Annotated in this window: 21 protein-coding genes; 10 read left to right on the top strand and 11 right to left on the bottom strand. The window is 75.0% G+C overall.

What is annotated here, in order from left to right:
* Positions 1–832: glucose-1-phosphate adenylyltransferase (locus GCU67_RS12785; RefSeq protein ID WP_338104978.1), on the bottom strand; the 832-nt coding region annotated here is incomplete at its 3' end.
* Between the two features lie 114 nt (positions 833–946).
* Here GCU67_RS12785 and glgA point away from each other — a divergent pair.
* Entirely contained in the window at positions 947–2,137 is a 1,191-nt protein-coding gene (glgA, locus tag GCU67_RS12780; protein ID WP_163611583.1) for a glycogen synthase, read from the top strand.
* A 117-nt stretch (positions 2,138–2,254) separates the two neighbouring features.
* Here the strand turns inward: glgA and GCU67_RS12775 are convergent, their stop codons facing one another.
* Both GCU67_RS12775 and GCU67_RS12770 read right to left on the bottom strand, forming a co-directional pair.
* Entirely contained in the window at positions 2,255–3,442 is a 1,188-nt protein-coding gene (locus GCU67_RS12775) for a zinc-dependent alcohol dehydrogenase (protein ID WP_163611582.1), read from the bottom strand.
* Between the two features lie 81 nt (positions 3,443–3,523).
* A complete protein-coding gene (locus GCU67_RS12770) occupies positions 3,524–3,943 on the bottom strand; it encodes a DUF350 domain-containing protein (protein WP_163611581.1) in 420 nt (139 codons plus the stop codon).
* Positions 3,944–4,044: 101 nt separating this feature from the next.
* On the opposite strand from GCU67_RS12770, the gene GCU67_RS12765 reads away from it, so the two are divergent.
* The gene (locus GCU67_RS12765) at positions 4,045–5,157 is read left to right on the top strand and encodes a spore photoproduct lyase family protein (protein ID WP_163611580.1); all 1,113 of its coding nucleotides are present in this window, start codon (positions 4,045–4,047) and stop codon (positions 5,155–5,157) included.
* Positions 5,158–5,209: 52 nt separating this feature from the next.
* Positions 5,210–6,214: an MsnO8 family LLM class oxidoreductase gene (locus GCU67_RS12760; RefSeq protein ID WP_163611579.1), complete on the top strand. Its 1,005-nt coding sequence runs from the start codon at positions 5,210–5,212 to the stop codon at positions 6,212–6,214.
* A gap of 3 nt (positions 6,215–6,217) precedes the next feature.
* Here GCU67_RS12760 and GCU67_RS12755 read toward each other — a convergent pair whose 3' ends face one another.
* Positions 6,218–7,186: a phosphatase domain-containing protein gene (locus GCU67_RS12755; protein ID WP_163611578.1), complete on the bottom strand. Its 969-nt coding sequence runs from the start codon at positions 7,184–7,186 to the stop codon at positions 6,218–6,220.
* A gap of 136 nt (positions 7,187–7,322) precedes the next feature.
* Here GCU67_RS12755 and GCU67_RS12750 point away from each other — a divergent pair, with 136 nt between their 5' ends.
* From GCU67_RS12750 to GCU67_RS12720, 7 genes are all read left to right on the top strand, one after another.
* A complete protein-coding gene (locus GCU67_RS12750; protein WP_163611577.1) occupies positions 7,323–8,237 on the top strand; it encodes an ATP-binding cassette domain-containing protein in 915 nt (304 codons plus the stop codon).
* A complete protein-coding gene (locus GCU67_RS12745; RefSeq protein WP_163611576.1) occupies positions 8,234–9,271 on the top strand; it encodes an ABC transporter permease subunit in 1,038 nt (345 codons plus the stop codon). The genes GCU67_RS12750 and GCU67_RS12745 overlap by 4 nt, the downstream gene beginning before the upstream one ends.
* The gene (locus GCU67_RS12740) at positions 9,268–9,756 is read left to right on the top strand and encodes a GNAT family N-acetyltransferase (RefSeq protein ID WP_163611575.1); all 489 of its coding nucleotides are present in this window, start codon (positions 9,268–9,270) and stop codon (positions 9,754–9,756) included. The genes GCU67_RS12745 and GCU67_RS12740 overlap by 4 nt, the downstream gene beginning before the upstream one ends.
* A 181-nt stretch (positions 9,757–9,937) precedes the next feature.
* Complete coding sequence (locus tag GCU67_RS12735) at positions 9,938–11,413, top strand: HNH endonuclease signature motif containing protein (protein WP_338104977.1); 1,476 nt, start codon at positions 9,938–9,940, stop codon at positions 11,411–11,413.
* 335 nt (positions 11,414–11,748) lie between these two features.
* A complete protein-coding gene (locus GCU67_RS12730; protein ID WP_163611574.1) occupies positions 11,749–12,630 on the top strand; it encodes a polysaccharide deacetylase family protein in 882 nt (293 codons plus the stop codon).
* Positions 12,631–12,670: 40 nt separating this feature from the next.
* Positions 12,671–14,164, top strand: a complete 1,494-nt coding sequence (locus GCU67_RS12725) for a phytoene desaturase family protein (RefSeq protein WP_163611573.1) — start codon at positions 12,671–12,673, stop codon at positions 14,162–14,164.
* Positions 14,165–14,255: 91 nt separating this feature from the next.
* Complete coding sequence (locus tag GCU67_RS12720) at positions 14,256–16,415, top strand: glycoside hydrolase family 3 C-terminal domain-containing protein (RefSeq protein WP_163611572.1); 2,160 nt, start codon at positions 14,256–14,258, stop codon at positions 16,413–16,415.
* A 69-nt stretch (positions 16,416–16,484) separates the two neighbouring features.
* Here the strand turns inward: GCU67_RS12720 and GCU67_RS12715 are convergent, their stop codons facing one another.
* The 7 genes from GCU67_RS12715 to GCU67_RS12685 all read right to left on the bottom strand — a co-directional run bounded on the left by GCU67_RS12715 (position 16,485) and on the right by GCU67_RS12685 (position 24,314).
* On the bottom strand, positions 16,485–17,312 hold the full coding sequence (locus GCU67_RS12715; RefSeq protein WP_163611571.1) for an ABC-2 transporter permease: 828 nt from the start codon (positions 17,310–17,312) through the stop codon (positions 16,485–16,487).
* The gene (locus tag GCU67_RS12710) at positions 17,309–18,256 is read right to left on the bottom strand and encodes an ABC transporter ATP-binding protein (RefSeq protein WP_163611570.1); all 948 of its coding nucleotides are present in this window, start codon (positions 18,254–18,256) and stop codon (positions 17,309–17,311) included. Before GCU67_RS12710 ends, GCU67_RS12715 begins: the two co-directional genes overlap by 4 nt.
* A 137-nt stretch (positions 18,257–18,393) precedes the next feature.
* Entirely contained in the window at positions 18,394–19,095 is a 702-nt protein-coding gene (locus GCU67_RS12705; protein WP_163611569.1) for a hypothetical protein, read from the bottom strand.
* 53 nt (positions 19,096–19,148) lie between these two features.
* Positions 19,149–20,600: a leucyl aminopeptidase family protein gene (locus tag GCU67_RS12700; RefSeq protein WP_338104976.1), complete on the bottom strand. Its 1,452-nt coding sequence runs from the start codon at positions 20,598–20,600 to the stop codon at positions 19,149–19,151.
* A 155-nt stretch (positions 20,601–20,755) separates the two neighbouring features.
* A complete protein-coding gene (locus GCU67_RS12695) occupies positions 20,756–20,923 on the bottom strand; it encodes a DUF3117 domain-containing protein (RefSeq protein WP_163611568.1) in 168 nt (55 codons plus the stop codon).
* Between the two features lie 113 nt (positions 20,924–21,036).
* Positions 21,037–21,597 (bottom strand): DNA-3-methyladenine glycosylase I, encoded by a 561-nt coding sequence (locus GCU67_RS12690; RefSeq protein WP_338104975.1) that lies wholly within the window; start codon positions 21,595–21,597, stop codon positions 21,037–21,039.
* A gap of 23 nt (positions 21,598–21,620) precedes the next feature.
* Complete coding sequence (locus GCU67_RS12685) at positions 21,621–24,314, bottom strand: fibronectin type III domain-containing protein (RefSeq protein ID WP_163611566.1); 2,694 nt, start codon at positions 24,312–24,314, stop codon at positions 21,621–21,623.
* Positions 24,315–24,403: the final 89 nt, after the last annotated feature.

The raw sequence follows: 24,403 nt of genomic DNA, 5'->3' as shown, positions 1-24,403 counted from the left end.
CGTTGTAGAGGTTGAAGATCGGGCTGACCGACACCAGGTCCATGTGCGAGTCGTAATAGGCGTCCAGGGTCCCCACGTCGCGCCAGTAGCCGTGGTCGCGCTCGGTCTCGCCGGGCACCAGGTTGCTGGAGAAGTCGTAGACGTAGGCGTCGCCGGCCTCGGCCATCATCGGCATGATCGACCCGCCCATGTCGTGCACGGAGTCCTCGTCCTCGGCGTCCCGCCGCAGCGCCTCCAGCAGCGCGTCGGTGGTGAAGACGTAGTTGCCCATCGACGCGAAGGTCTCGTCGGGGCTGCCGGGCAGGCCGGGCGGACTGGCCGGCTTCTCCAGGAACTGGACGACCTTGCCGCTCTCGTCGGCGTCGATGACGCCGAACTCCGAGGCGTCCTTGCGGGGCACCCGGAGGCCCGCCACGGTCACGCCGGCACCGGTCTCCAGGTGCTGCTGGATCATCTGCGCCGGGTCCATCCGGTACACGTGGTCGGCACCGAAGACCACGACGATGTCGGGCCGGTCGTCGTAGATCAGGTTCAGGCTCTGGTAGATCGCGTCCGCGCTGCCGGTGTACCAGCGCGGCCCGAGCCGCTGCTGCGCCGGCACGGGGGTGATGTAGCTGCCCAGCAACGTCGACATGCGCCAGACCGTGGTGATGTGCCGGTCCAGCGAGTGGCTCTTGTACTGGGTCAGCACCGCGATCCGCCGGATGTCGGCGTTGACGAGGTTGGACAGCACGAAGTCGATGAGCCGGTAGTTGCCGCCGAAGGGCACGGCGGGCTTCGCCCGGTCCTGGGTCAACGGGGACAGTCGCTTGCCCTCGCCACCTGCCAACACGATTCCGAGAACTCTGGGGCCGCCACGCATGACCGCAACGTAACCCGTGTCACGGCAGATCGCCTGATCTTGACCGTGGCGCGGGCTCGGCTCCCACCACCTAGGGTGAGGTCCGTGCGCGTGGGAGTGGTGACGAAGGAATGGCCGCCGGAGGTCTACGGGGGCGCGGGGGTGCACGTCGAGCACCTGGTCGCGGCCCTGCGCGGGCTCGATCCGGCCCCGGACATCGACGTGCACTGCTTCGGCGGTCCACGCAGCCCCGGCAGCCCCGGCGCCGACGCGACCGGCCACGCCGTGCCCGCCGGGCTGCAGTCGGCCAACGGCGCGCTGCAGGCGGTCGGCATCGACGTCGAGATCGCCGCGGCGCTCGCCGGCGCCGACCTGGTGCACTCCCACACCTGGTACGCCAACCACGCCGGCCAGCTGGCCCAGCTGGTGCACGGCTCGGCCCACGTGGTCACCGCGCACTCGCTGGAACCGCGCCGGCCGTGGAAGGCCGACCAGCTCGGCGGGGGCTACCGGCTGTCCTCCTGGGTGGAGCGCACCGCCTACCTCGCCGCGGACGCCGTCATCGCGGTCAGCCGTGGCATGAAGGCCGACGTGCTGGAGGTCTACCCCGAGCTCGACCCGGCGAAGGTCCTCGTGGTCGGCAACGGCGTCGACGCCCAGGCCTACCGCCCGGTCGAGGACCCCGACGTCGTCCGCTCCCTGGGCGTGGACCCCGACCGGCCCTACGCGCTCTTCGTCGGCCGGATCACCCGGCAGAAGGGCCTGATGCACCTGCTGGCCGCGGCCGACCAGCTCCCGCCCGAGGCCGGGGTCGTGCTCTGCGCCGGCGCCCCCGACACACCCGCCGAGCGCCAGCAGTTCGCCGACGGCGTCGCGGCGCTGCAGTCCCGCCGGACCGGGGTGGTCTGGATCGAGGAGATGGTGCCCCGCGAGCAGCTCGTCCCGCTGATCACCGGGGCCACGGTCTTCGTCGTCCCCTCGGTATACGAGCCGCTGGGCATCGTCAACCTGGAGGCCGCGGCCTGCGGGACGGCGGTCGTGGCCAGCGCCGTGGGCGGCATCCCCGAGGTGGTCGCCGACGGCCGCACCGGGCTGCTGGTGCCCTACACCGAGGACGACCCGGCCGCGTTCGCCGCGGGCCTGGCCGCCCGGATGACCGAGCTGCTCGCCGACCCCGCGCGGGCGGCCGAGATGGGCCGGGCCGGCCGCGAGCGGGTGCTCGCCGAGTTCGGCTGGCCGGCGATCGCCCAGCAGACCCTGCAGGTCTACGAGCAGGTGCTCGCGAACCGCAGCTGAGGGCGGTGGCCGGCCCACCCGGGCCGGCCACCGCCCTCAGGACTGCTGCCGATCAGTCGGCCCCGGTGCAGGGGCCCGCCTCGAGCTCGCGGGGGGTAGGGGCACCGGGGTCCTTCCTCACAGCTCCGGCTTGAGCTGCACCTTCACGTAGCCGTCAGCCTTCTGCTGGAACTTCGCGTAGGCGTCCGGTGCCTCCGACAGCGGCAGCCGGTGGGTGGCGAACGAGTCCACGCCCAGGGGGTCGTCGTCACCGAGCAGCGGCATGATCTCCGGGACCCACTTCTTGATGTTGGCCTGGCCCATGCGCAGCTGGACCTGCTTGTCGAACATCACCGACAGCGGCATCGGGTCGGCCGCGCCGGCGTAGACGCCGGACACCGAGATGGTGCCGCCGCGGCGGACGATGTCGATCGCGGAGTACAGCGCGCTCAGCCGGTCGACGCCGGCCTCCTTCATCACCGGCGCGGACAGCGCCTTGGGCAGCAGCCCGGCCGCCTTCTGCACGAAGCCGGCGAGCGGCGAGCCGTGGGCCTCCATGCCGACGGCGTCGAGCACGGAGTCCGGGCCGCGGCCATCGGTCATGTCGCGGATGGCGTCGCCCAGGCCGCTCTCGTGCTCGCGCAGGTCGACGACCTCGATGCCGCGCAGCCGGGCCCGCATCAGCCGCTCGGTGACCAGGTCGACGCCGATGACGCGGAAGCCCTTGTGCTCGGCGATCCGGCAGGCGAAGTCACCGATCGGGCCCAGACCGAGCACGACGAGCGTGCCGCCCTCGGGCACCGCCGCGTACTCCACGCCCTGCCAGGCAGTGGGCAGGATGTCGGACAGGTAGGCGAACCGGTCGTCCGGCGGGCCCTCGGGCAGCTTGACGTGCGTGAACTGGGCCTGCGGCACCCGCAGGTACTCCGCCTGCCCGCCCGGGACCTCGCCGTAGAGCTTGGAGAAGCCGAACAGCGCGGCGCCCATGCCCTGGTCGCGCACCTGGGTGGTCTCGCACTGGGTGTACAGCTGCCGCTGGCACATCCAGCAGTGCCCGCAGGAGATCTGGAACGGGATGGAGACCCGGTCCCCGACCTTGAGGTCACCGGCCTGCGAGCCGACCTCGACGACCTGCCCCATGGCCTCGTGGCCCAGGACGTCGCCCTTGCCCATGAACGGTGAGAGCGGGTCGTACAGGTGCAGGTCGGACCCGCAGATGTTGGTGGTGGTCACCCGGATCACCGCGTCGGTCGGCTCCTGGACGAAGGGGTCGGGGACCTCCTCGACGCGGACGTCCGCGGTGCCGTGCCAGGTCACTGCCTTCATGGGGGTTCCGATCGTCAGGGACGCGAGATCACGTCGTCCCCGGACCGGTGCCCTTCGCTGAGCTGGGCAAACGACCCGGCGTCAGGGCCAGATGGCGGCCACGACGATCATCGAGACGGCCAGCGTCGAGGCCGCGCTGACCAGGCTGGCCGGGTGGAAGCCGACCTCGACCAGGTGCTGCCCCAGCTTCCCGGGGGTGAGCAGGTCCAGGACGAAGAAGGCGACCACCTGCAGGGCGATGCCGACCAGGCCGAACACCACGGTGTCGACCAGTGCGTCACCGAACCCGCTGGTGCCGTTGGTCCAGATGGTGGTGAAGGCGATCGCGCCCTGCCCGAGGAACACCGCGGCGAGCGCGATGCCGGCGTTGACCGACCGCTCCTCGTAGATGTGCCGGGCCAGGTGGCCGGGGGTGAGCAGGTCGAGGACGAGTGCGCCCAGGACGAGGAGCACGATGCCGACGCCGGTGTAGGCGACGGCGTAGCCGATGCTGGCCAGCACGAGAGGGACCTCCAGGTGGGGACGGCGGAGCGTGCGAAGCCTAGGGGCAGCACCACGCCGGACGGTGGAACAGGCCCCGGCCCGGCGGCGCTGCACTCCCTGTGACGGACGCGCTGACGCTCTTCGACGACCTCGAGCCGGCCGAGACCCCGGTGGACAGCCGGTTGCTGCAGGTCCGGACCGTCTACGCCGAGCCCGCGGCCGCGGCGTCCCCCCGCGGCCGCCAGGTGCTCGCCCGCTTCCCCGACGCCGAGCTGGTCGAGGTGCCCTCGCACTGGCAGATCCCCGACCTGCACGGCAACGAGGGCAACGTCGAGCGCTGGGTGCGGGTGAAGACCGAGACGCTCGTCCTCGGGGTGAAGAAGTCGGTGACCGTGCGGCCCAACGGCCGGTCGGCGGACTTCATCGCGCCCTCCACCGCCAACGGCTGCGCGATGGCCTGCGCCTACTGCTACGTCCCGCGGCGCAAGGGCTACGCCAACCCGATCACGGTGTTCACCAACATCGACCAGATCACCCGGGCGGTGCGCCGGCACGTCGACCGGCAGGGCGTGAAGCCCGAGCCCAACGAGTGCGACCCCTTCGACTGGGTCTACGACCTGGGCGAGAACAGCGACTGCTCGGTCGACGCCCTGGTCAGCGACAACATCGCCGACCTCGTCGCCACCTTCCGCACGCTGCCGACGGCCAAGGCCTCCTTCGCCACCAAGTTCGTCAACCGGCAGCTGCTCGACCTGGACCCGCAGGGCCGCACCCGGGTGCGCTTCTCCCTCATGCCCGACGCCGACGCCAAGCTGCTCGACGTCCGCACCAGCCGCATCGACGAGCGGATCGCCGCCATCGACGACTTCGTCGAGGCCGGTTACGAGGTGCACCTCAACTTCTCCCCCGTCGTGCTGCGCGAGGGCTGGGAGGCGGACTGGACGACGCTGCTGCGGCAGCTGGACGACGAGCTGTCCGATGCCACCAAGGCCCAGGCGGCCACCGAGATCATCATGCTGACCCACAACGAGCAGCTGCACGAGGTCAACCTGGGCTGGCACCCGCAGGCCGAGGAGCTGCTCTGGCGGCCCGAGGTGCAGCAGCCCAAGGTCAGCCAGAACGGGATGCTCAACGTCCGCTACCGCAACGACGTCAAGCGGGCCGGGGTCGACCGGCTGCAGCAGCTGATCGCCCGGCACGCCCCGTGGCTGCGCGTCCGGTACGCGTTCTGATGTGGCCGCTGCGCAGGGGCCCGTTGCGAGCGTGCGAGTGACGGGGGGCGGAGTGGTCCTCTCTCTGCTGGACCGGGCGCGGACCCGCGCCGGTGAGCCGGAGTCCGCGGCGCTGACCGGCGCGGTCGACCGGGCCGTCCGCGCCGAGCAGCTGGGCTACGAGCGGTTCTGGGTGGCCGAGCACCACGGCGTCCCGGGGATCGCCGGCTCCGCCCCGGCGGTGCTGCTGGCCGCCGTCGCCGGGCGGACGACGCACGTCCGGCTCGGCTCGGCCGGCGTCATGCTGCCGCACCACCAGCCGCTGGTGGTCGCCGAGCAGTTCGCCACCCTGTCCGCCTTCGCCCCCGGCCGGGTCGACCTGGGGCTGGGCCGCTCCCCGGGCTTCACCCCACCGGTGCGCCGGGCCCTGCGGTCGGCCGGGGAGCCGGACTTCGCCGCCGACCTGGCCGAGCTGCGCGCCTACCTCACCGGGACGGCGGAGGTCACCCTCCACCCGCGCCCGGCCGGCGACGTCCCGCTGCACGTGCTGGCCACCGGCTCCGGGCTCGCGGTGGCCGCAGAGCTGGGGCTGCCGGTCATCGTCGGCGGCCCGCTGCTGGGCGTGGCGGGCGACCCGGACCCGGGGCTGGCCGCGCTGGCCACCTACCGCCGCAGCTACCGGCCCAGCGCGCAAGCACCGGAGCCGCGGGTGTCGATCAGCCTCGACGTCCTGGTCGCCGACAGCGCCGCCGAGGCCACCGACCTGCTGCTGCCCGAGGCGTGGGCGATGGCGCAGGCCCGCACGGCCGGCGCCTTCCCCGCGCTCGAGCCGGTGGCCACGGTCCGGAGCCGCGACTGGACCCCGCGGCAGCGGCAGTACGTCGAGCAGACCACTGCCGGGGCGATCGCCGGCACCGCCGCGCAGGTGGAGAGCCGGCTGGCACAGCTGCTCGAACGCACCGGCGCGGCCGAGCTGGTCGCCTCCAGCAGCACCTTCGACCGGGCTGCGCTGACCGCCTCGGACACCGCTGTGGCGCAGTTGGTCGGCCTGCGGGCGCGAGCGACGGCGGGCCGGTAGGCCCTACGCGGGGTCGGGCAGGACCGCGGCGATGGCGTCGCCGTCCGGGCCGTGCACCACCGGGACCGCGCCGAGGTGCTCGACCCGGGCGGTGCCGGCGGTCGTGTCGCGCAGCAGGACGGCGCGCACCCGGTCCGGCCGGGCCCGGGTGAACTCCTCGTACAGCGCGGGGTCGTGCTCGCCGGTGTCGCCGACCAGCGTCCAGCGCACGCCGGGCAGGTCGGCGGCCAGCCGCTGCAGCGAGGCCCGCTTGTGCGCCTGCCCGTCGCGGAACCAGCGGGTCGGGGTCGGGCCCCAGTCGGTGAGCAGCAGCGCGCCGGGCGGGAAGTCGTGGGCCTCCAGGAAGCGGGCCAGCGGGCCGGCCAGGTTCCACGGCCCGTTGCTCAGGTAGACGACCGGCACGTGCGGCGCCCCGGAGGTCAGCTCACGCAGCAGCCGCGCCATCCCCGGCACCGCCTGTCGCCGGGTCATCGGCAGCACGAAGGTGCGCCAGGCGGCCTGCAGCGGCGTGGTGATGCCGGTGACCAGCACCGTGTCGTCGATGTCGCAGACCACGCCCCGGGCGGCGTCGGGCGAGGCCAGGTGCACGGTCGCGGTGGCCGAGCGGTCGCCGGCCCGCAGCACCACCGGCAGCGCCCCGGCGTCGGGCAGGTCCAGCGTCAGCGTCACGTCGACCAGGCCGTCGTCGTCGCTGCGGACGACGGTGCGCTGCCCGCCGACCTTGACCACGACCTCGGTCCCGGCGCTCTCCAGGGTCAGGAACCGCTGCCAGCCCGGCACCGGACGGCGGTCGGCCGGGTGAGCGCTCCGGGGGGCCAGCAGCACGCGGCCGAGCACCCGCACGCGGTCGCCGCTGCCGTAGCCGGGGTGGGCGAGCACGGCCGGCGTCCACCCGGCGCGGCGCGCCGCCCGGGAGGCGAGTTCGCGGACTGCGGCGTCGGCGCGGCGGGCCAGCGCGGGGAGGGAGACCACCCGCGCAGCCTGCCAGGGTGGTCACTCCGGAACGAGTTCGGCCAGGACTGACGGACACGGGCGCGAACCCGGCCCACCCGGGTGCCAGCTGTGCCACGGTGCTCCCGACCAGCCCACCCCTCGTCCAGGAGGCCTCGTGCCAGCCGTCGAGATGCACGCGGTGACCAAGACTTACGCCCGCCGCGGGAAGTCCCCGCAGAAGGCGCTGGACGACCTCGAGCTGGTGGTCGAGTCCGGCGGCGTGCACGGTTTCCTGGGCCCCAACGGGTCGGGCAAGACGACGTCCATCCGGGTCCTGCTCGGGCTCATCCGTCCCGACGCCGGCGAGGTGCGGCTGCTCGGCCGGCCGGTGCCGTCCGGGCTGCCCGACGTGATCGGCAGCGTCGGCGCCCTGGTGGAGACGCCGCTGTTCTTCCCCGGCTTCTCCGGACGGCGGAACCTGCAGCTGCTCGCCGAGACCGCCGGGCTGCCCCGCACCCGGGTCGAGGAGGTGCTGGAGACCGTCGAGCTGCGCGACCGCGCCGACGACCGGTTCAAGGGCTACTCGCTCGGCATGAAGCAGCGGCTGGGCATCGCGGCCGCGCTGCTCAAGTCACCGCAGCTGCTGATCCTGGACGAGCCGAGCAACGGCCTGGACCCGGCCGGCATCCGCGACGTCCGTGAGCTGATCCGCCGGCTCGGGCAGGACGGGTCGACCACCGTGCTGCTCAGCTCGCACCTGCTGACCGAGATCGAGCAGGTCGCCGACCACGTCTCGATCATGGCCCGCGGTCGCTGCATCGCCACCGGCCCGGTGCACAAGGTCCTCGCCGGCCGCTCGACCGGGGACGTGCGGATCCGGGTGCCCGACCGCGCCGCGGCCGCCGCCGTCCTTACCGCCGCGGGCTACGCGGTCAGCCCCACCGCCGACGGACTGCTGGTGTCCGCCGTCCCGGCCCCGGGTGAGATCACCCGGGTGCTCGCCGAACACGGTCACTACCTGGAGGAGCTGACACCGGTGGCAGCGGACCTGGAGAGCGCGTTCCTGGCGCTGACGGCGGAGCCGGCATGAGCGCCGTCCTGACCCCGCCGTCGGTTCCGACCACCGCCCCGGCCGGCCGCTTCGGCGGCCTGCTGCGGGCCGAGACGCACCGCCTCCGGGCCCGGCGGTTCATCCAGGTGCTCCTGGGCCTGGCCGTGCTCGCCTGGATCGCGGTGACCGCCCTGGGCCTGCTCAACTACGAGAAGGCCACGCCCGAGCGGCTCGCCGCGGCGCAGGCGCAGCTGCAGGAACAGGTCGAGCAGAACGAGATCGGCCGCCAGCAGTGCCTGACCGACCCGAGCCTGCCCCCCGACGTCCCGGTCGACCAGCTCTGCGGGCCGCCGATGACCGCCGAGGACATGGAGCTCAGCTGGTTCCTCGACCCCACGCCGTACTCGCTGTCCGAGGAGGGCCCGGGCGGGGCGGTGTCTATCGCCGCGGCCACCGCCGTCCTGACCTTCCTGATCGGGGCGACGTTCGTCGGCGCCGAGTGGTCCAGCCGGTCGATGGTCGCGCTGCTGTTCTGGGAGACCCGCCGGCCGCGCGTCATGGGCGCGAAGATCGCCGTCGTCGCCGTCGCGACCCTGCTGGTCGGGGTGGCCACCCAGCTGGCCTGGCTGGCGACCGCGGGGATCTGGCAGGCGGTGGCGGGCGACGGCGTCCCGCTGCCCGACGGGTTCTGGTCGGAGATGCTCGCCACCCACGGCCGGGGCGCCCTGCTCGCGCTGTTCGCCGGACTGCTGGGCTTCGGGCTGACCAACCTGGTGCGCAACACCGGGGCGGCCCTGGGCGTCGGGTTCGTCTACTTCGCCGTGGTGGAGAGCGCGATCTCGGGGTTCCGGCCGACGTGGCAGCCCTGGCTGCTGACCACCAACGCCGCCGGCCTGGTCGTGCCCGGCGGGCTCGAGCTGACCATCTACACCGACGAGATCGACACCCAGGGGAACTCCGTCGTCATCGAGCACCTGGTGACCAACCTGCAGGGCGGCATCGTGATGGGCGTGGTGACCGCGGTGGTGGTGGGCGTCGGCGTCGTCCTGTTCAGCCGGCGCGACGCGCAGTGACCCGCGTCCTCGACCTGCGTCCCGCGACGCCCGCCGACGCGGCCGGCATCGGCCCCTGCCACCTCGCCTGCTGGCAGGAGACGTACGCCGGGCTGCTCTCCCCGGCCTTCTTCGCCGGCCGCTCCCCCGAGCGGTTCGCCGCCAACTGGGCGCAGCTGCTCGCCGACCCGGCCACCGCGCCCGTCACCGTCGCCTCAGCGGACGGCGAGGTCGTCGGGTTCGCGCAGGTCGTGCCGAGCCGGGACACCCCGCCGGTGCGCGAGGAGGAGCTGGTGTCGCTGTACCTGCGGGCGGCCCACCACGGCAGCGGACTGGGTCAGGCCCTGCTGGACGCCGTGCTGGACGACCGGCCCGCCTCGCTGTGGGTCGCCGAGCAGAACGCGCGGGCGCGGCGGTTCTACGAGCGCAACGGCTTCAGCGCCGACGGGGCGCGCGAGGTCGACGAGTCGTGGGAGGGGCTGGCGCAGGTCCGACTGGTGCGCTGACCGGCCGGGACGCCGACCGCACGGACCGTCTCCCCGCTGGCGCCGGCGCGCGAGGTCGTCGAGTCGTGGGAGGGGCTGGCGCAGGTCCGACCGGTGCGCTGACCGGCCGGGACGTCGACCGCACGGACCGTCTCCCCGCTGGCACCGCAGAACTGTCGTACCCCGAACGTATGTTCGATGCGTGACGTCGACCGCGCTCCCACCGAGCCCCCGTGCGGGCGTGGTCGACGTCGCCGGCGGCTGGCAGGACGAGGTCGACCGGTCGGCCTGGCCACAGGAGTGGCTGGCCGACGAACTCGAGGGCATTCAGCGCCGACGGGCCAGGGACGCCGCTGAGGAGGCCGAGCTCATCCTCGGCCTGGCCGACCAGCGTCCCGCGACCACCGATCCCGACGGTCCGGGTGCACGGCGGCCGGGCTGGACGGCTGACGGCGAGCCGGGGACCAGTGAGTTCTTCCTCGCCGAGCTGTCCGCGATCCTCAACCTCGGGCGGGGCACGGCGGCACACCGGTTCCGCCGGGCGCTGACCTGGCGGCACAAGCTGCCCGCCACCCTCGCCGCGCTCAAGGCCGGGGAGATCGACGAGCGTCGCGCCGACGCGCTGGCCGACGTGCTCGGCCACACGTCCGCCGAGATCGCCGCGCAGGTCGAGGACGCCCTGCTGCCCCGGGCCCGCGACCTGTCGGTGTACCGCCTCCGCGACCGGGCGAGCGCGCTGATGCTGCACCTGGACAGCGCGGCCGCCGAGGAGCGGCGCAAGGAGGCGGAACAGACCGCCGACGTCCACGTGTACCCCAGCGGTGTCGAGGGCCGGGCCACGCTCGCCGTCGACCTGCCCACCGACGAAGCGGCCGAGTGCCACGACCTGATCGACCAGCTCGCCCGGATGCTCAAGGCCGACGGGGACCCCCGGCCCATCGGAGTGCTGCGCACCCACGTGCACTCGGCGCTGATCCGCCGGCCCGCCGACAACGGACTCCCCCTGGTCGCCGCCGACCTGCGGATCACAGCCACCCTCGACTCACTGACCGGTGTCACGGACGAGCCCGGCGAGGTCGACGGCCTGCCGATCACCGCCGCGCACCTGCGTGAACTGCTCGCCCGCGTCGGCGCCCTCGGCCTGACCGCCCCCGACGGCGGCACGCTCACCTTCGCCGTCACCGGCCCCGACGGGCGACTGCTGGCCACGATGACGCCGGCGGAGCTGACCCGCCTCGCCCGCCGCGGCTGCACCCGCCACCCCGAGGACGAGAGCTGCAGCTGCCCGGTCCTCGGACCACCTCCGCCGACCGACGCCTACGCACCGACCGAGAAGCAGCGCGCCTTCGTCACCACCCGCGACCAGCGCTGCCGTTTCCCCAACTGTGGTCAACGCGTCGGCTGGGCCGACCTCGACCACGTGCACGCCCACGGTGACGGCGGCGCCACCGACTGCACCAACCTGTGCTGCCTGTGCCGCTCCCACCACCGGCTGAAGACCTTCGCCCCCGGCTGGCGCTTCCGCCTCGCCGACGACGGCACCCTGCACGTCACCACCCCGTCGGGGGTCACCCGCACCACCCGGCCACCCGGCCTGCGGCCACCACCCGAGTCGCCTCCCGACGGACCGCCGCCCGCAGGACGACCACCGCCCACCGACGACCCGCCGCCCTTCTGACCCACCCCACCTGACGGTGCTCGGCGCGCCCACGGGCGCGCCGAGCACCGGCCAGGCACCCGAGCACCGGCCCGGCATCCCTGCTCCGTCGCTCGAAGCGGAGTCCGTGCGATCGAGGCGGAGTGCGCGCGATCGGGGAGGAGTGCGCGAGGACGGGGTGAAGTCCGCGCGGCCGGCGTGAAGTGCGCGCGGCCGTGTGCCCGCGGTCTTGTGCCCCGCGGTCCGCACGACCTCCAGCGCGTGCCCGCACCCTCTCCCCCGACGCCGACTCACGGCCCCTCATCGAGCCCGCACCCCGGCGATGCGCGAGACGGCCGTGGTGGCACCGTGGCGCCGTGCGCAGACGTGACTTCCTGGCCGCCGGTGGCGTCCTCGCCCTCGCCGGGTGCAGCCGGTCCCGTACGACCTCCGCCGCGCCACCCGCGACCACGGCGCCGACGAGCGCATCGGCCGCCCCGACCACCAGCGCGGCCCCCAGCCCCACGCCCACCCCGGCACCCACTGCAGGGACGCCGGCGGAGATCGCGGCACGCTCGGTCGTCCCGGCGCTCTGCTACCACCAGCTGCGGGAGTTCGAGCCCGACGACGGCGCCTACACCCGCACGATCACCACGCCCCCCGGCGTGTTCCGGGCGCAGATGCAGGCGCTGTGCGACGGCGGCCGCACCCCGATCACCGCCGCAGCCCTGATCGAGCACCTCGAGTTGGGCACCCCGCTGCCGGCGAAGCCGGTGCTGCTCACCTTCGACGACGGCTCGGCCACCCACGCCACTGTGGCGCTGCCGGTGCTGCAGGAGCTCGGCTTCCCCGGCGTCTTCCCGATGACGGTCGTGCTGGGCAAGGAGCACTGGCTCAGCGAGGACGACCTGCGGCGGGTGGACGCCGCCGGCATGGAGATCGGCGCGCACACCTGGGACCACCAGCGGCTGGACCGGCTGCCCGACGACCAGTCGACGACCCAGCTCGACGAACCGCGCGCCACGCTGGGCGCGATCCTCGGCCACCCCGTGGACCTGATGGCCTACCCGTACGGCGCGTGGGCCCCGGCGACCCTCCCGCACGTGACGTCGGCGGGCTACCGGGCGGCCTTTCAGCTCTCCGACCCGGTCGAGGCGACCCAGCCCCTGCTCACCATCCGCCGGATCATGCCGCCACCCACCTGGGACGGCGCCACGTTCCTCGCCCACCTGGACTCGGACTTCGGCCCGGCCGCCTGACCGCGGAGGCCCACAGCCGCCGACGGTTACCGTGGGCGGCGTGGCTCGGGTCGTCGTCGTCGGTGCCGGGCTCGGTGGACTCGCGGCTGCCGCACGGCTGGCCGCCGGTGGGCACACGGTCACGGTGCTCGAGCAGGCACCGCAGGTCGGCGGCAAGCTCGGCTGGTCCTCCCGCGACGGGCACGGCTTCGACACCGGCCCCAGCCTGGTCACCCTCCCCCAAGTCCTCGAGGACCTCTTCGCCGCCACCGGCGACCCGCTCGACCAGGTCCTCCCCCTGCAGCGGCTCGACCCCGCGGTCGCCTACCGGTTCGCCGACGGCACGACGACGTCGGTCCCCGGCCGGCGCGAAGAGATCGCCGACCGGCTGGACGCCGACCTCGGCCCGGGCAGCGGCGCCCAGTGGACCGCCCTGCTGACCCGGGCCGAGGCGATGTGGCGGGCCACCGAGCAGCCCTTCCTGCGCTCCCCGCTGGCCGGTGCCGCCACGCTGGCGAAGCTCGCCCGGCAGACCGCGGACCTGCGCACCATCGCCCCCGGCCGCACCCTGCGCGGGATGGGCCGGCAGTACCTCACCGACCCCCGGCTGCGCATGCTGCTCGACCGCTACGCCACCTACTCCGGCTCCGACCCGCGCCGCGCCCCCGCCGCGCTCCTCACCGTGCCGTGGGTCGAGCAGGCCTTCGGCTCCTGGTACGTCCCCGGCGGGCTGCGCCGGCTGCCCGAGGCGGTCGCCCACCGCGCCACCGAGCGGGGAGCGGTGATCCGCACGTCGGCACCGGTGGCCGAGGTGCTGACCGCCGGCGGCCGGGCCTCGGGCGTGCGCCTGGCCGACGGGGAGGTCGTGCCCGCCGACGTCGTCGTCTGCAACGCCGACGCCGCCGCGCTCTACGGCCGGCTGCTCCCGCCGTCCGCCCCGGTCCGGGGGGCCCGGGCGTCGCTGCGCCGGGTCACGCCGTCGTCGTCCGGACTGGTGCTGCTGCTGGCCCTGCGCGGGCGCACACCCGGCCTCGCGCACCACACGGTGCTGTTCCCGCACGACTACGACGCCGAGTTCGACGCCCTCTTCGGCCGGCGCGGCCCGAAGCGACCGGTGGCCGACCCGACCGTCTACGTCAGTGCCCCCGACGACCCCGCCACCCGCCCGGACGACGACAGCGAGTCCTGGTTCGTCCTGGTCAACGCCCCACGGCACGAGCCCGGCAGCGGCGTCGACTGGACCGCCCCCGGGCTGGCCGACGCCGAGGCCGACCGGGTCCTGGCCGTCCTGGCCGACCGCGGGCTCGACGTCCGCGACCGGGTCCGCTGGCGCGTGGTGCGCACCCCGGCCGACCTCGAGCGGGAGACCGGCAGCGTGGGCGGTTCGATCTACGGGACCTCCAGCAACGGTGCCCGCGCCGCCTTCCTCCGCCCGGCCAACGCATCGCCGCTGCCCGGGCTGTTCCTGGTCGGCGGCTCCGCGCACCCGGGCGGTGGCCTGCCGCTGGTCACCTTGTCCGCGCAGATCGTCGCGGGGCTCGTCGGGCCGGCCTGACCGTGGGGGTCCCGGGTGCCGCGCCGTTCCCGACGATCTACGGTCGCACGTACCGGGAGTTCTCGGTGTACGTCGACCAGCAGGGGGAACCGTGAGCACTGACGCTCAGGCCACGACGACGGCGTTCGACGCGGCCGTCACCGCAGTCCGGGCCGGCGCCGACCCGGCGGCCGAGGCCACCCGGTTGTTCGAGCAGCTGACCACCGACGAGCGGCTCGGCCTGCTCGACGGCGACTGGCAGTTCTGGGACGGCTTCCTCGCCATGCTCACCGGCGGCTACAACACCGTGCCGATCCCGCACGCCGCGGTCGAGCGGCTCGGCGTCCCGGGCACCCAGTTCGTCGACGGCCCCCGCGGCTGCGTCTCGGGCAACGGCACTGCCTTCCCGGTCTCGATGGCCCGCGGCGCCACCTGGGACGTCGAGCTCGAGGAGCGGATCGGTGCGGTGATCGGCCGCGAGGTGCGGGCGGTCGGCGGCAACTTCTTCGGCGGCGTCTGCATCAACCTGCTGCGCCACCCCGCCTGGGGCCGAGCCCAGGAGACCTACGGCGACGACCCGCACCACCTCGGTGAGATGGGGGCGGCGCTGGTCCGCGGCACGCAGCGGTACGTGATGGCCTGCGCCAAGCACTACGCGCTGAACTCGATGGAGAACGCCCGGTTCACCGTCGACGTCACCATCGACGACGAGACGCTGCACGACGTCTACCTGCCGCACTTCAAGCGCACCGTCGACGAGGGCGTCGCGGCGATCATGAGCGCCTACAACTCGGTCAACGGCGAGTGGGCCGGGCAGAACCGGTACCTGCTCACCGACGTCCTGCGCGACCAGTGGGGGTGGGACGGCATCACCGTCAGCGACTTCATCTGGGGGCTGCGCGACGCCGGCGCCTCGCTGGAGGCGGGCCTGGACCTGGAGGAGCCGTTCACCCAGCAGCGCGGCCGGCACCTGCGCGAGCAGCTGGAGTCCGGGGAGGCGTCCTGGGACAGCGTGCAGCGCTCCGGCGTCCGCATGATCGCCGCGATGCTGCGCTCCTACGCCGCCCGCACCGACGGCGAGTTCACGCCCGCGCTGATGGCCGACGACGAGGCCCGCGCGCTGGCCCGCGAGGCCGCCACCCGCGCCATGGTGCTGCTCCGCAACGAGCCCGTGGACGGCGCACCCGTGCTGCCCCTGGACCCGGCCACCGTCACCTCGATCGCGGTCATCGGCCGGCTCGCCACCGCCGGCAACATGGGCGACCACGGCTCCTCCGACGTCCGCGCACCCAGCAGCAGCACCCCGCTGGCGGGCATCACCGCAGCCTTCCCCGGCGCCCGGATCACCCTCGTGGAGGACGACGACCCGGCCGCGGCAGCCGCGGCGGCGGCCGACGCCGACGTGGCGATCGTGGTCGCCGGCTTCGACGCCGAGGACGAGGGCGAGTACGTCGGCCCGGACACCATGACCGACCCGGTCCTGGTCGCGCTCTACCCGCCCCGCCCGGACGGCGCCCAGGCCACCGGCGACGAGGTCGTGATGACCGCCGGCGAGGGCTTCGGTGGCGACCGGTCCTCGCTGCGGTTGCGCCCGGTCGACGAGGAGGTCATCGCGGCCACGGTCGCGGCCAACCCGCGCACCGTGGTGGCGATGGTGGCGGCCGGTCCGGTGCTCACCGAGGGGTGGCGCGAGCAGGTCCCCGCCGTCCTGCTCATGTGGTACGCCGGGATGGAGGGCGGCGTGGCCCTGGCCGACGTCCTCACCGGTGCCGCGGACCCCTCCGGCCGGCTGCCGTTCTCGGTGCCCACCAGCGAGGAGCACCTGCCCTTCTTCGACCGCGACGCCACCGCGATCACCTACGACCGGTGGCACGGTCAGCGACTGCTGGACCGGCTCGGCGTCGAGGCCGCCCACCCGCACGGCTTCGGGCTGTCCTACACGTCGTTCACCATCGGCGACGTGACGGCGACCGGCGACCGGGTCACCGCGACGGTCACCAACACCGGCGACCGGGACGGCCGACACGTGGTGCAGGTCTACGGCCGCACCCTCACCGGCGGCTACGCCGGCGAGCGGGCCGTGGTCGGCTTCGCGCCGGTCGCGGTGCCCGCCGGCGGGTCGGTGACCGTCGAGGTGCCGGTCTCCCTGCTCGCCCTGGCCCGCTGGGACGCCGACCGCCGGGAGCGGGTGCTGCCCGAGGTCACCGACGTCGAGCTCGAGGTCGGCGCCCACGCCCACGACCCGCAGGCCACCGTCGTCCGGCTGGGCTGATGCCGTTCCCCGGGCCCGGCTCACGCCGGGTCCGGGGAAGGCGGGGTCCGAGGGCACCGGGGTCCTTCGTCAGGCGTCGCGGCGGCGGAGGACGACGTAGCCGGCCAGCAGGACGACGGCGGTCTCGGCGGCGAAGACCGCGAACCCGGTCCACGGGCCGAGGGCCACGGGGTTGAACGACACCGCGGTGGCGACCTGGCTGCCGGCGTTGCCGGGCAGGAGCTTGGCCACCCACTCGCCCCACTCGCCGGGCAGCACGTAGGCCAGGTTGCCGATGACGAGCACCAGCGCCATGCCGATGGTCAGCGCGGCCGCGGTGTGCCGGATCAGCAGCCCCAGGCCCAGGGCGAAGAGGCCCAGCCCGGCGAGGTAGAGCCCGCTGCCCAGCAGCGACCGCAGCACGCCGTCGTCGGTCAGCGCGACGCCCACGCCCTCCCGGTCGAGGAACCAGTTGCCGCCCAGGTAGCCCAGCACGGCGGTCACCACCCCGGCGACGAACAGGACGCCGGTGAGCACCAGCGCCTTGGCCGCCAGCACCGTCCCACGCCGCGGCACCGCGGCCAGGGTCGCGCGGATCATGCCGGTGCCGTACTCGCCGGTGATCACCAACGTGCCCACGGCCAGCGCGGTGAGCTGGGAGAAGATCAGCCCCCAGGTGATGAACGACCCCGGGGACTCCCCTGCCTCACCGCTGGCGATCGCCGCGGCCGCGGCCCAGCACACCAGGGTGGTCAGGCCGGCGCCGAGCAGGAAGAGCATCGCCAGCGACCAGCGGGTCGAGCGCACGGTCCAGAACTTGACCCACTCGGCGGCCAGCGCCTCGCGGAACCCCACCCGGCGGACCCCGGGGACGTTGCGCCGCGGGTCCAGGTGGACGGTGTCGATCGTGGCGGTCATCGGACGGCCTGCGCTTCCCGGACGGGCTCGACGGTGGGGGTGTGCGCACCGGCGACGTACTCGACGCTGTCGGCGGTGAGGGTCATGAAGGCGTCCTCCAGCGAGGACCGGACCAGGGTCAGCTCGTGCACGCGCAGCCCGGCGTCCCCGAGGAGGTCGCCGACGCCTGCCGCGTCCACTCCCTGCACCCGCAGCTCGCCGCCGTGGACGTCGACGTCCAGGCCGCGGGACCGCAGCAGCGCCTCGGCGTCGGCGGTGCGCGGGGTGCGCACCCGCACGTGGGAGGCCGCGTGGTCGGCGATGAACCGGCCCATCGAGCAGTCGGCGAGCATCCGGCCGCGGCCGATCACGAGCAGGTGGTCGGCGGTCACCGCCATCTCCGACATCAGGTGGCTGGAGACCAGCACGGCGCGCCCCTGCCCGGCCAGCTCCCGGGCCAGGTTCCGCACCCAGCGGATGCCCTCGGGGTCCAGGCCGTTGACCGGCTCGTCGAGGACGACGACCGGCGGGTCGCCCAGCAGGGCCACCGCGATGCCCAGCCGCTGGCCCATGCCCAGGGAGAACCGGCCCACCCGCTGGTCGGCCACCGACTCCAGGCCGACCAGGTCCAACACCTCGTCGATCCGGGTGCGCGGGATGCCGTTGCTGGCGGCCAGCCAGCGCAGGTGGTTGCGGGCGGTGCGGCCCGGGTGCAGCGCCCGGGCCTCCAGCAGGGCGCCCACCTCGCGCAGCGGCGCAGGTGAGTCGGCATAGGAGCGTCCGTTGACGGTGACGCTGCCGGCCGTGGGGCGGTCCAGGCCGACCACCATGCGCATGGTGGTGGACTTGCCGGCGCCGTTCGGGCCGAGGAAGCCGGTGACCCGGCCGGGCTCGACGGTGAAGCTCAGGGCGTCGACGACGGTCTTCTCGCCGTAGGTCTTGGTGAGCCCGCGGGCGACGATCATCGCCGGTCCCGGGAGTGCTGACGGGGTGTGGTGTCCATGCCGACGACCCTGTCGACGTGCGCGCCCCGGGACCATCAGGGAGCGCCCCCAGCCGACCCTGAACGTCCCCTGAGCCGTCCCTGAGGCCGCAGTGGGGGTCAGCTCCGGCCGAGGTACCCGCCGCCGAGGACCAGGCTCAGCAGGAACGCCCAGCCGCCGGTCAGCCGGCGGGCTCCGAGACGGGGGCGCGGGATCCCCGGCGTGGGCCCGGACAGCAGCAGGAACGCCAGCACCCCGAGCGGGTTCCAGCTGAACCAAAACCAGGCCCAGCGGGTCGCCCGTTCCGGCACCGGACCACCGACCAGCAGGAACAGCGCGGCCAGCCACTCGACCAGCACGAGCAGCCCGGCCCACCCCGGCAGCCGCCACCCCTGGACGTCCACCGCCGAGACGCCCTCGACGAGGGGCAGCACGCGCAGGTCGGGGTCTGCGGTGACCAGCTCGCCGGCGAGGTCGGTGTCGAACACCTGCCGGGAGTCCACCGGCGCCTCGACGCCGGGACTGACCTGCCAGCCCTCGGTGCGGTGGGCGATCGGGCCGTCCCGCCACACCGCGACCTGGATGCCGTAGCCGGTGGCGCCCTGCTCCAGCCCTGCCGAGATGCGCACCTGGGCCACCCGGCCGGCGTCGACCGCGGCGCGCAGGTCGTCCAGGGACGACGGGCGCTGACCGGCCAGGACGGTGGTCAGCGCGAGGGCCAGCCACCCGACCACCAGGGCCGCCCGGACCGCCGTCCACCCGTCCCGCAGGCTCCACGCGCCGCGGGGCTGACGCGTGGTCGGTGCAGCTGCCGGCAGCATGGCGCCACCGTAGGGCCGGAGGGGTCACCCCGGTGGCGGAACACGCCCGTCCGTCAGTCGAGGACGGTGTCCGGCTGCTCGGTCGGCGCGCCGGCCTCCAGCCAGCGCAGCAGGGTGCGGGTGGCGAAGCCGGTGCCGCCCTTGACCACCTCGGCGTCGTCGCTGCCGGCGCGGGCCGGGCCGGCGACGTCCAGGTGGGCCCACGGCAGGTCGCCGGCGAAGGGCTGCAGGAACAGCGCGGCCGTCGTGGCGCCGGGGTTGCCCGGGGCGTTGTTGGCGTCGGCCACCGGGGAGTCCAGCTGCGCGCGCAGGTGCCCGACGTGCTCCTCGCCCAGCGGCATCCGCCAGAACGACTCCCCGGCGTGCCCGGCGGCGGTGAGCAGCGCGCCGGCCAGGCCGTCGGTGGTCGCGTAGAGCCCGGCGGTCCGCGCGCCCAGCGCCGTCCGCATGGCACCGGTGAGCGTGGCGACGTCCACGAGCACGGTCGCGCCGAGCGACAGCCGGGCGTGGGCGAGGGCGTCGGCGAGGACCAGCCGGCCCTCGGCGTCGGTGTTGCGCACCTCGGTGGTGCGCCCGCCCACGTGCCGGACGACGTCGGCCGGCCGGTAGCCGGACCCGGACACGGCGTTCTCGGCCACCGCCACCACCGCGGTCACCGGGGTGGCCAGCTGCAGCCGGGCGGCGGCGTCGACGGCGGCCAGCACCGCCGCTCCCCCGGCCATGTCGGTCTTCATGTCCCGCATGCCGGCGTTGGTCTTGATCGACAGCCCGCCGGTGTCGAAGGTGATGCCCTTGCCGACCAGCACCGGGTGCACGGGGCCGGCCGCGCGGTACGCCACGACGACGACGCAGGGCGGGGACGCCGAGCCGCTGCCGACGGCCAGCACGCCGCCGAAGCCACCGGCCGCGAGCTCCGCGGGGCCGAGAACCGTGACCGTCACGTCGGGCAGCCCGCTCAGGCGCGCGCGGACCTGGTCGGCCAGCCACGCCGGGTCCTTGGTGCTGCTGGGGGTGTTGACCAGGTCGCGGGCCCAGGCGACCGACGCAGCGGCGACCTGCCCGGCCCGCGCCGCGGCGGCGACGGCGGGGTCCGCGGCGTCGGCGGCGACCACGAGCACCTCGGCCAGCCGGGCCGGGTGCGGGGCGGAGGCGTCCCGGAAGCGGTACCCGGCCAGCAGCGCCGTCTCGACCGCGGTGCGCACCTCGTCGGCGCCGGCCGGGGAGACGTCGGTGTCCAGCGGCAGCACCAGCCGCCGGGCGCCGGACCCCGCGAGGTCCTGGGCGCGTCGCACGGCGACCGCGACGGCCGACCGGAGCTGGGGCAGCGTGGCGTCCCCGACGCCGACGGCCAGCACGGTCCGTGGCCGGCGGCCCGGGACCGGCACGACGGTGAGCCCGCCGGGCTTCCCGCCGTTGCCGGTGTCGGCCAGGGCACCGGCGAGGAGCACCGGGTCGAGCAGCGGTGCAGCGGTCAGCCAGCCGGGCAGCGCGCCCCGCGCACCCACCGGGACGACGAGGACGTCGTCCTCGGTCAGCGCGGGCAGCTCGTGCGTGACCTCGACCCGGGGGAACGGCGCGGCCCCGGACGCCGGCGTGCTGCCGGCGGCCGGGGCCGTGTCGTCGTCCGCGGGGCTGCCCGGGGGCAGGCTCGCGGCGGGGGTCAGCTGGTCGCGCCCGTCAGTGCCTCGGAGAGGGCGGTCGCCTCGTCGGGGGACAGCTCGACGACCAACCGGCCGCCACCCTCCAGCGGGACGCGCATGACCAGGCCGCGGCCCTCCTTGGTGACCTCGAGGGGACCTTCACCCGTTCGCGGCTTCATGGCCGCCATGCGTGCCTCCTTCACCGGCCACCCACGGTCCGGTTGGGCCGTGGTGTGGCGACTGTTCGTGCTGAGCTCTCCCCCATGATCCCGTATCCGGGCCGATCGACCAACCGGACCCCTCAGTACCGCTCCTCCGGGTGGGCCCGGAAGCAGTCCGCGACGTGGTCGTCGACCATCCCGGTGGCCTGCATCAGCGCGTACCCGGTGGTCGGTCCGACGAAGACGAACCCCCGCCGCTTCAGCTCCCTGGCCAGCGCGATCGACTCCGGGGAGGTGGCCGGGACGTCGGCGAGGGTGCGCGGCCGGGGGCGCGGACCGGTCGGCGCGAACGACCACAGCAGCGCCGACAGCCCCTCCGGGACCTCCAGTGCAGCCCGGGCGTTGCGCACCGCCGCCGCCACCTTCGCGCGGTTGCGGACGATGCCCGCGTCGGCCATCAGCCGCGCCTCGTCCTCGGCGGTGAACCGGGCGACCGCGGCGACGTCGAACCCGGCGAAGGCGGCCCGGAACGCCGGGCGCTTGCGCAGGATCGTGATCCAGGACAGGCCGGACTGGAACGCCTCCAGGGTCAGCCGCTCGAACAGGGCGTCGTCCCCGTGCAGCGGCCTCCCCCACTCCTCGTCGTGGTAGGTCACGTACTCGGGGGCGCTGGTCGCCCAGCCGCACCGGATCGGCTCCACGTCGCCGACGCTAGCCGCCGGCCTCACCCGACGACGGCCTGCACCCCGCCGCCGGCCAGGTCGGCGAGGTAGAGGTCCCGGACGCCGTTGGTGTCGGCCGGCTGCAGGGCGTTGGAGGTGGTCACGAACACCTGGTCGCCGGTGACCGGGACGGTGCGGCCGTACTCCGCGGGGGTGATCGAGCCCGTCGGGCCGGCGCCGGCGCGGCCGGCGGAGTCGACGGTGACCAGCACCAGCGGCCCGCGCACCCCGCCGTCCAGGTCGCGGCGCAGGTGGTCGGTGTGGCCGTTGACGTCCCCGGCCACCTCGGCGGCCGCGGTGCCGAAGAAGCCGTACCGGCCGGTCGGGTCCAGCGCGACCTGGTGCTCCCACGACGTCGTCTGCCCGTCGCCCATCGCCACCGACGTGCCGGTGGCGGTGTCGACGCGGTGCGCCAGGCCGGTGGTCCACCCGGCCGTCGGCGTGGCCGTGCCGAGCTTCGCCGACGTGACCAGCGCGACGTAGCGGCCGTCGTCGCTCAGGTCGACGTCACCGGCGTCGCGGTACACGGGCACCTCGGTCGTCCGCCCGGCGCCGGTGACCGTCGAGACGACGGTGACCGCGCCGGCACCCGCACCGGACAGCGTCTTGCGGTAGAGCACCACCGGGCCGCTGGAGGAGGTCGCCGGGAAGAGCGCGAAGCGACCGTCGGGGGTGAGCGCCAGCGCCGGGCCGAGCGCCGTCCGCGGCAGGTCGGTGCCGGTCGCGGTGGCCGAGACCCGGGTGACGGCGCCGGTGGTCATCGACTTGGCGAAGACGTCGACCGCGCCGTTGGTGTCCCGGGCGACCAGGTCGGACCGCGCCGAGTAGAAGAGCACGAGGTCCCCGTCGGCCGACACCGCCACGCTCGGGCTGGTCGCGTACACCGACGGCCCGGTCTGCAGCACCGTGCCCGCGACCGTGCCCACCCGGCCGCCGGCCGGGACGCTGACCGGCGTCCAGCGGCCGGTGGTGGTGTCCAGCCGGTAGACGTCGGCGAGGCGGTTGGTGTCCTCGGGCACCAGGGCCGCGGTGGTGGCCAGGACGACGTACCGGCCGTCGTCGCTGACCGCCGGGGCGCCGGCGTTGGTCGAGTCGCTCGCACCGGTGGCGCCGGCCGGCAGCGGCGCGACCCGGCGGGCCGTGCCGGCGGTGCGGTCCAGGAGGTACAGCTCGGAGGCGGTGTTGGTGTCGGTCGGCTCCAGCGGGGCCCGGGTGCCGACGACGACGAAGCGCCCGTCCCCGCTGACGGCCAGCCCGCCGGTCTCCCCCGCGCCCTGCACCGGCACCGCGCGGGCGGCCGGGGTCACCGTGACCGGGGCCGAGGCGCCGGAGGCGTTGCCCGCGGCGTCCACCGCGACGACGGTGAACGTGGTCGCGGCACCGTTGGCCAGCCCGCGGACGACGGCCTGGGTCGCCGGCGCGGTCACGGTCGCCACGACGGTCCCGTCGCCGGCGAGCACCCGGTGGGCGGCGAGGTCGGGCTCGGTGCCCGCCGTCCACGACAGCGTCGCCTGCCCGTCGCCGGGCGTCGCGGTCACGCCGGTCGGGGCCGCGGGGGCGGTCCGGTCGGTCGGGGTGGCCAGCACCTCCGGCGAGGAGGCCGAGGGGTTGCCGGCGGCGTCCACCGCCACCAGCGTGTAGCGGTACGGCGTCCCGTTGGTCAGCCCCTCGTCGCGGTACGTCGTCCCGGTGACCGTGGCGACCGGCTGGCCGTCGCGCAGCACCCGGTGGGTCGCGGCGTCGGGGTCGGCCGGCCACGACAGCTCCACCGCACCGTCGCCCGCCGTGGCGGTCGGGCCGGCCGGGACCGCCGGTGCGGTCGTGTCCCGCGGGGTCGCGGCGACCTCGGCCGAGGGGCCCGAGCGGTTGCCGTGCCCGTCCTCGGCGACCAGCGTGTAGCGGTACGTGCGGCCGTCGACCAGGCCACTGTCGACGGAGGACGTCGCGCCGCGCACCACCGCCACCTCGACCCCGTCGCGCAGCACCCGGTACGCGACCACGTCGGCCTCGGCGGGGGGCGCCCAGGACAGCTCGACCCGGCCGTCCCCCGCCGACGCCGACAGCCCGGTGGGCGCGGCCGGTGCCGTGAGGTCGGTCGGGGTCGCCGGCACCACCGGGGTGGAGGCGGGCGACCAGTTGCCCGACGTGTCGTGCACCTGCAGCGCGTAGCCGTAGGTGCGGTCGTTCACCAGGCCGGTGTCGGTCCAGGTGGTCGTGCCCGGGCCGGACAGCAGGCCCGAGACGGGCACGCCGTCCCGGAGCACCTGGTAGCCGTCCACGTCGTACTCGGGGCCCGCCGTCCAGGACAGCGCCACCTGGCCGTCGCCGCGCACCGCGACCGGGCGGGCCGGCCGGGCCGGGGCGGCGGAGTCCGCCGGGACGCCGGTGACCGGGGGGCTCCCCGTCGTCCCCTCGGTGGCGGTGCCGGCGACCAGGGTGCCGGCGCGCACGGTGATCACGTAGCTGCGGCCGTTGACCAGGCCGGTCACGGTGGCCGAGGTGGTGGTCGTCGTCGGCCCCGGCACCCCGTCGACCCAGACCCGGTAGCCGACGACGCCGGGTTCGGTCGAGGCCGTCCAGGAGACCAGCAGCGACCGGTCGGCGGGCACGGTCGAGACGTTGCTCGGCGGGGTCGGGTTGGTGTAGCTGACCGCCTGCAGCTGCGGTGCGCCGACGGGACCCCCGCTCCCGGACACCCCTGCCGCCACGGTCAGGACCGCCGCTGCGCCGACCGCCCAGCTCCGCCGCTGCGTGGACCGTTCTGTACGACCGCTGTGCCGACCCA

Origin of the sequence: Modestobacter muralis (genome assembly GCF_010682105.1) — a bacterium.
In the GTDB taxonomy this organism is placed as follows: domain Bacteria; phylum Actinomycetota; class Actinomycetes; order Mycobacteriales; family Geodermatophilaceae; genus Modestobacter; species Modestobacter muralis.
This window is presented reverse-complemented; position numbering and strand designations above follow the sequence as displayed.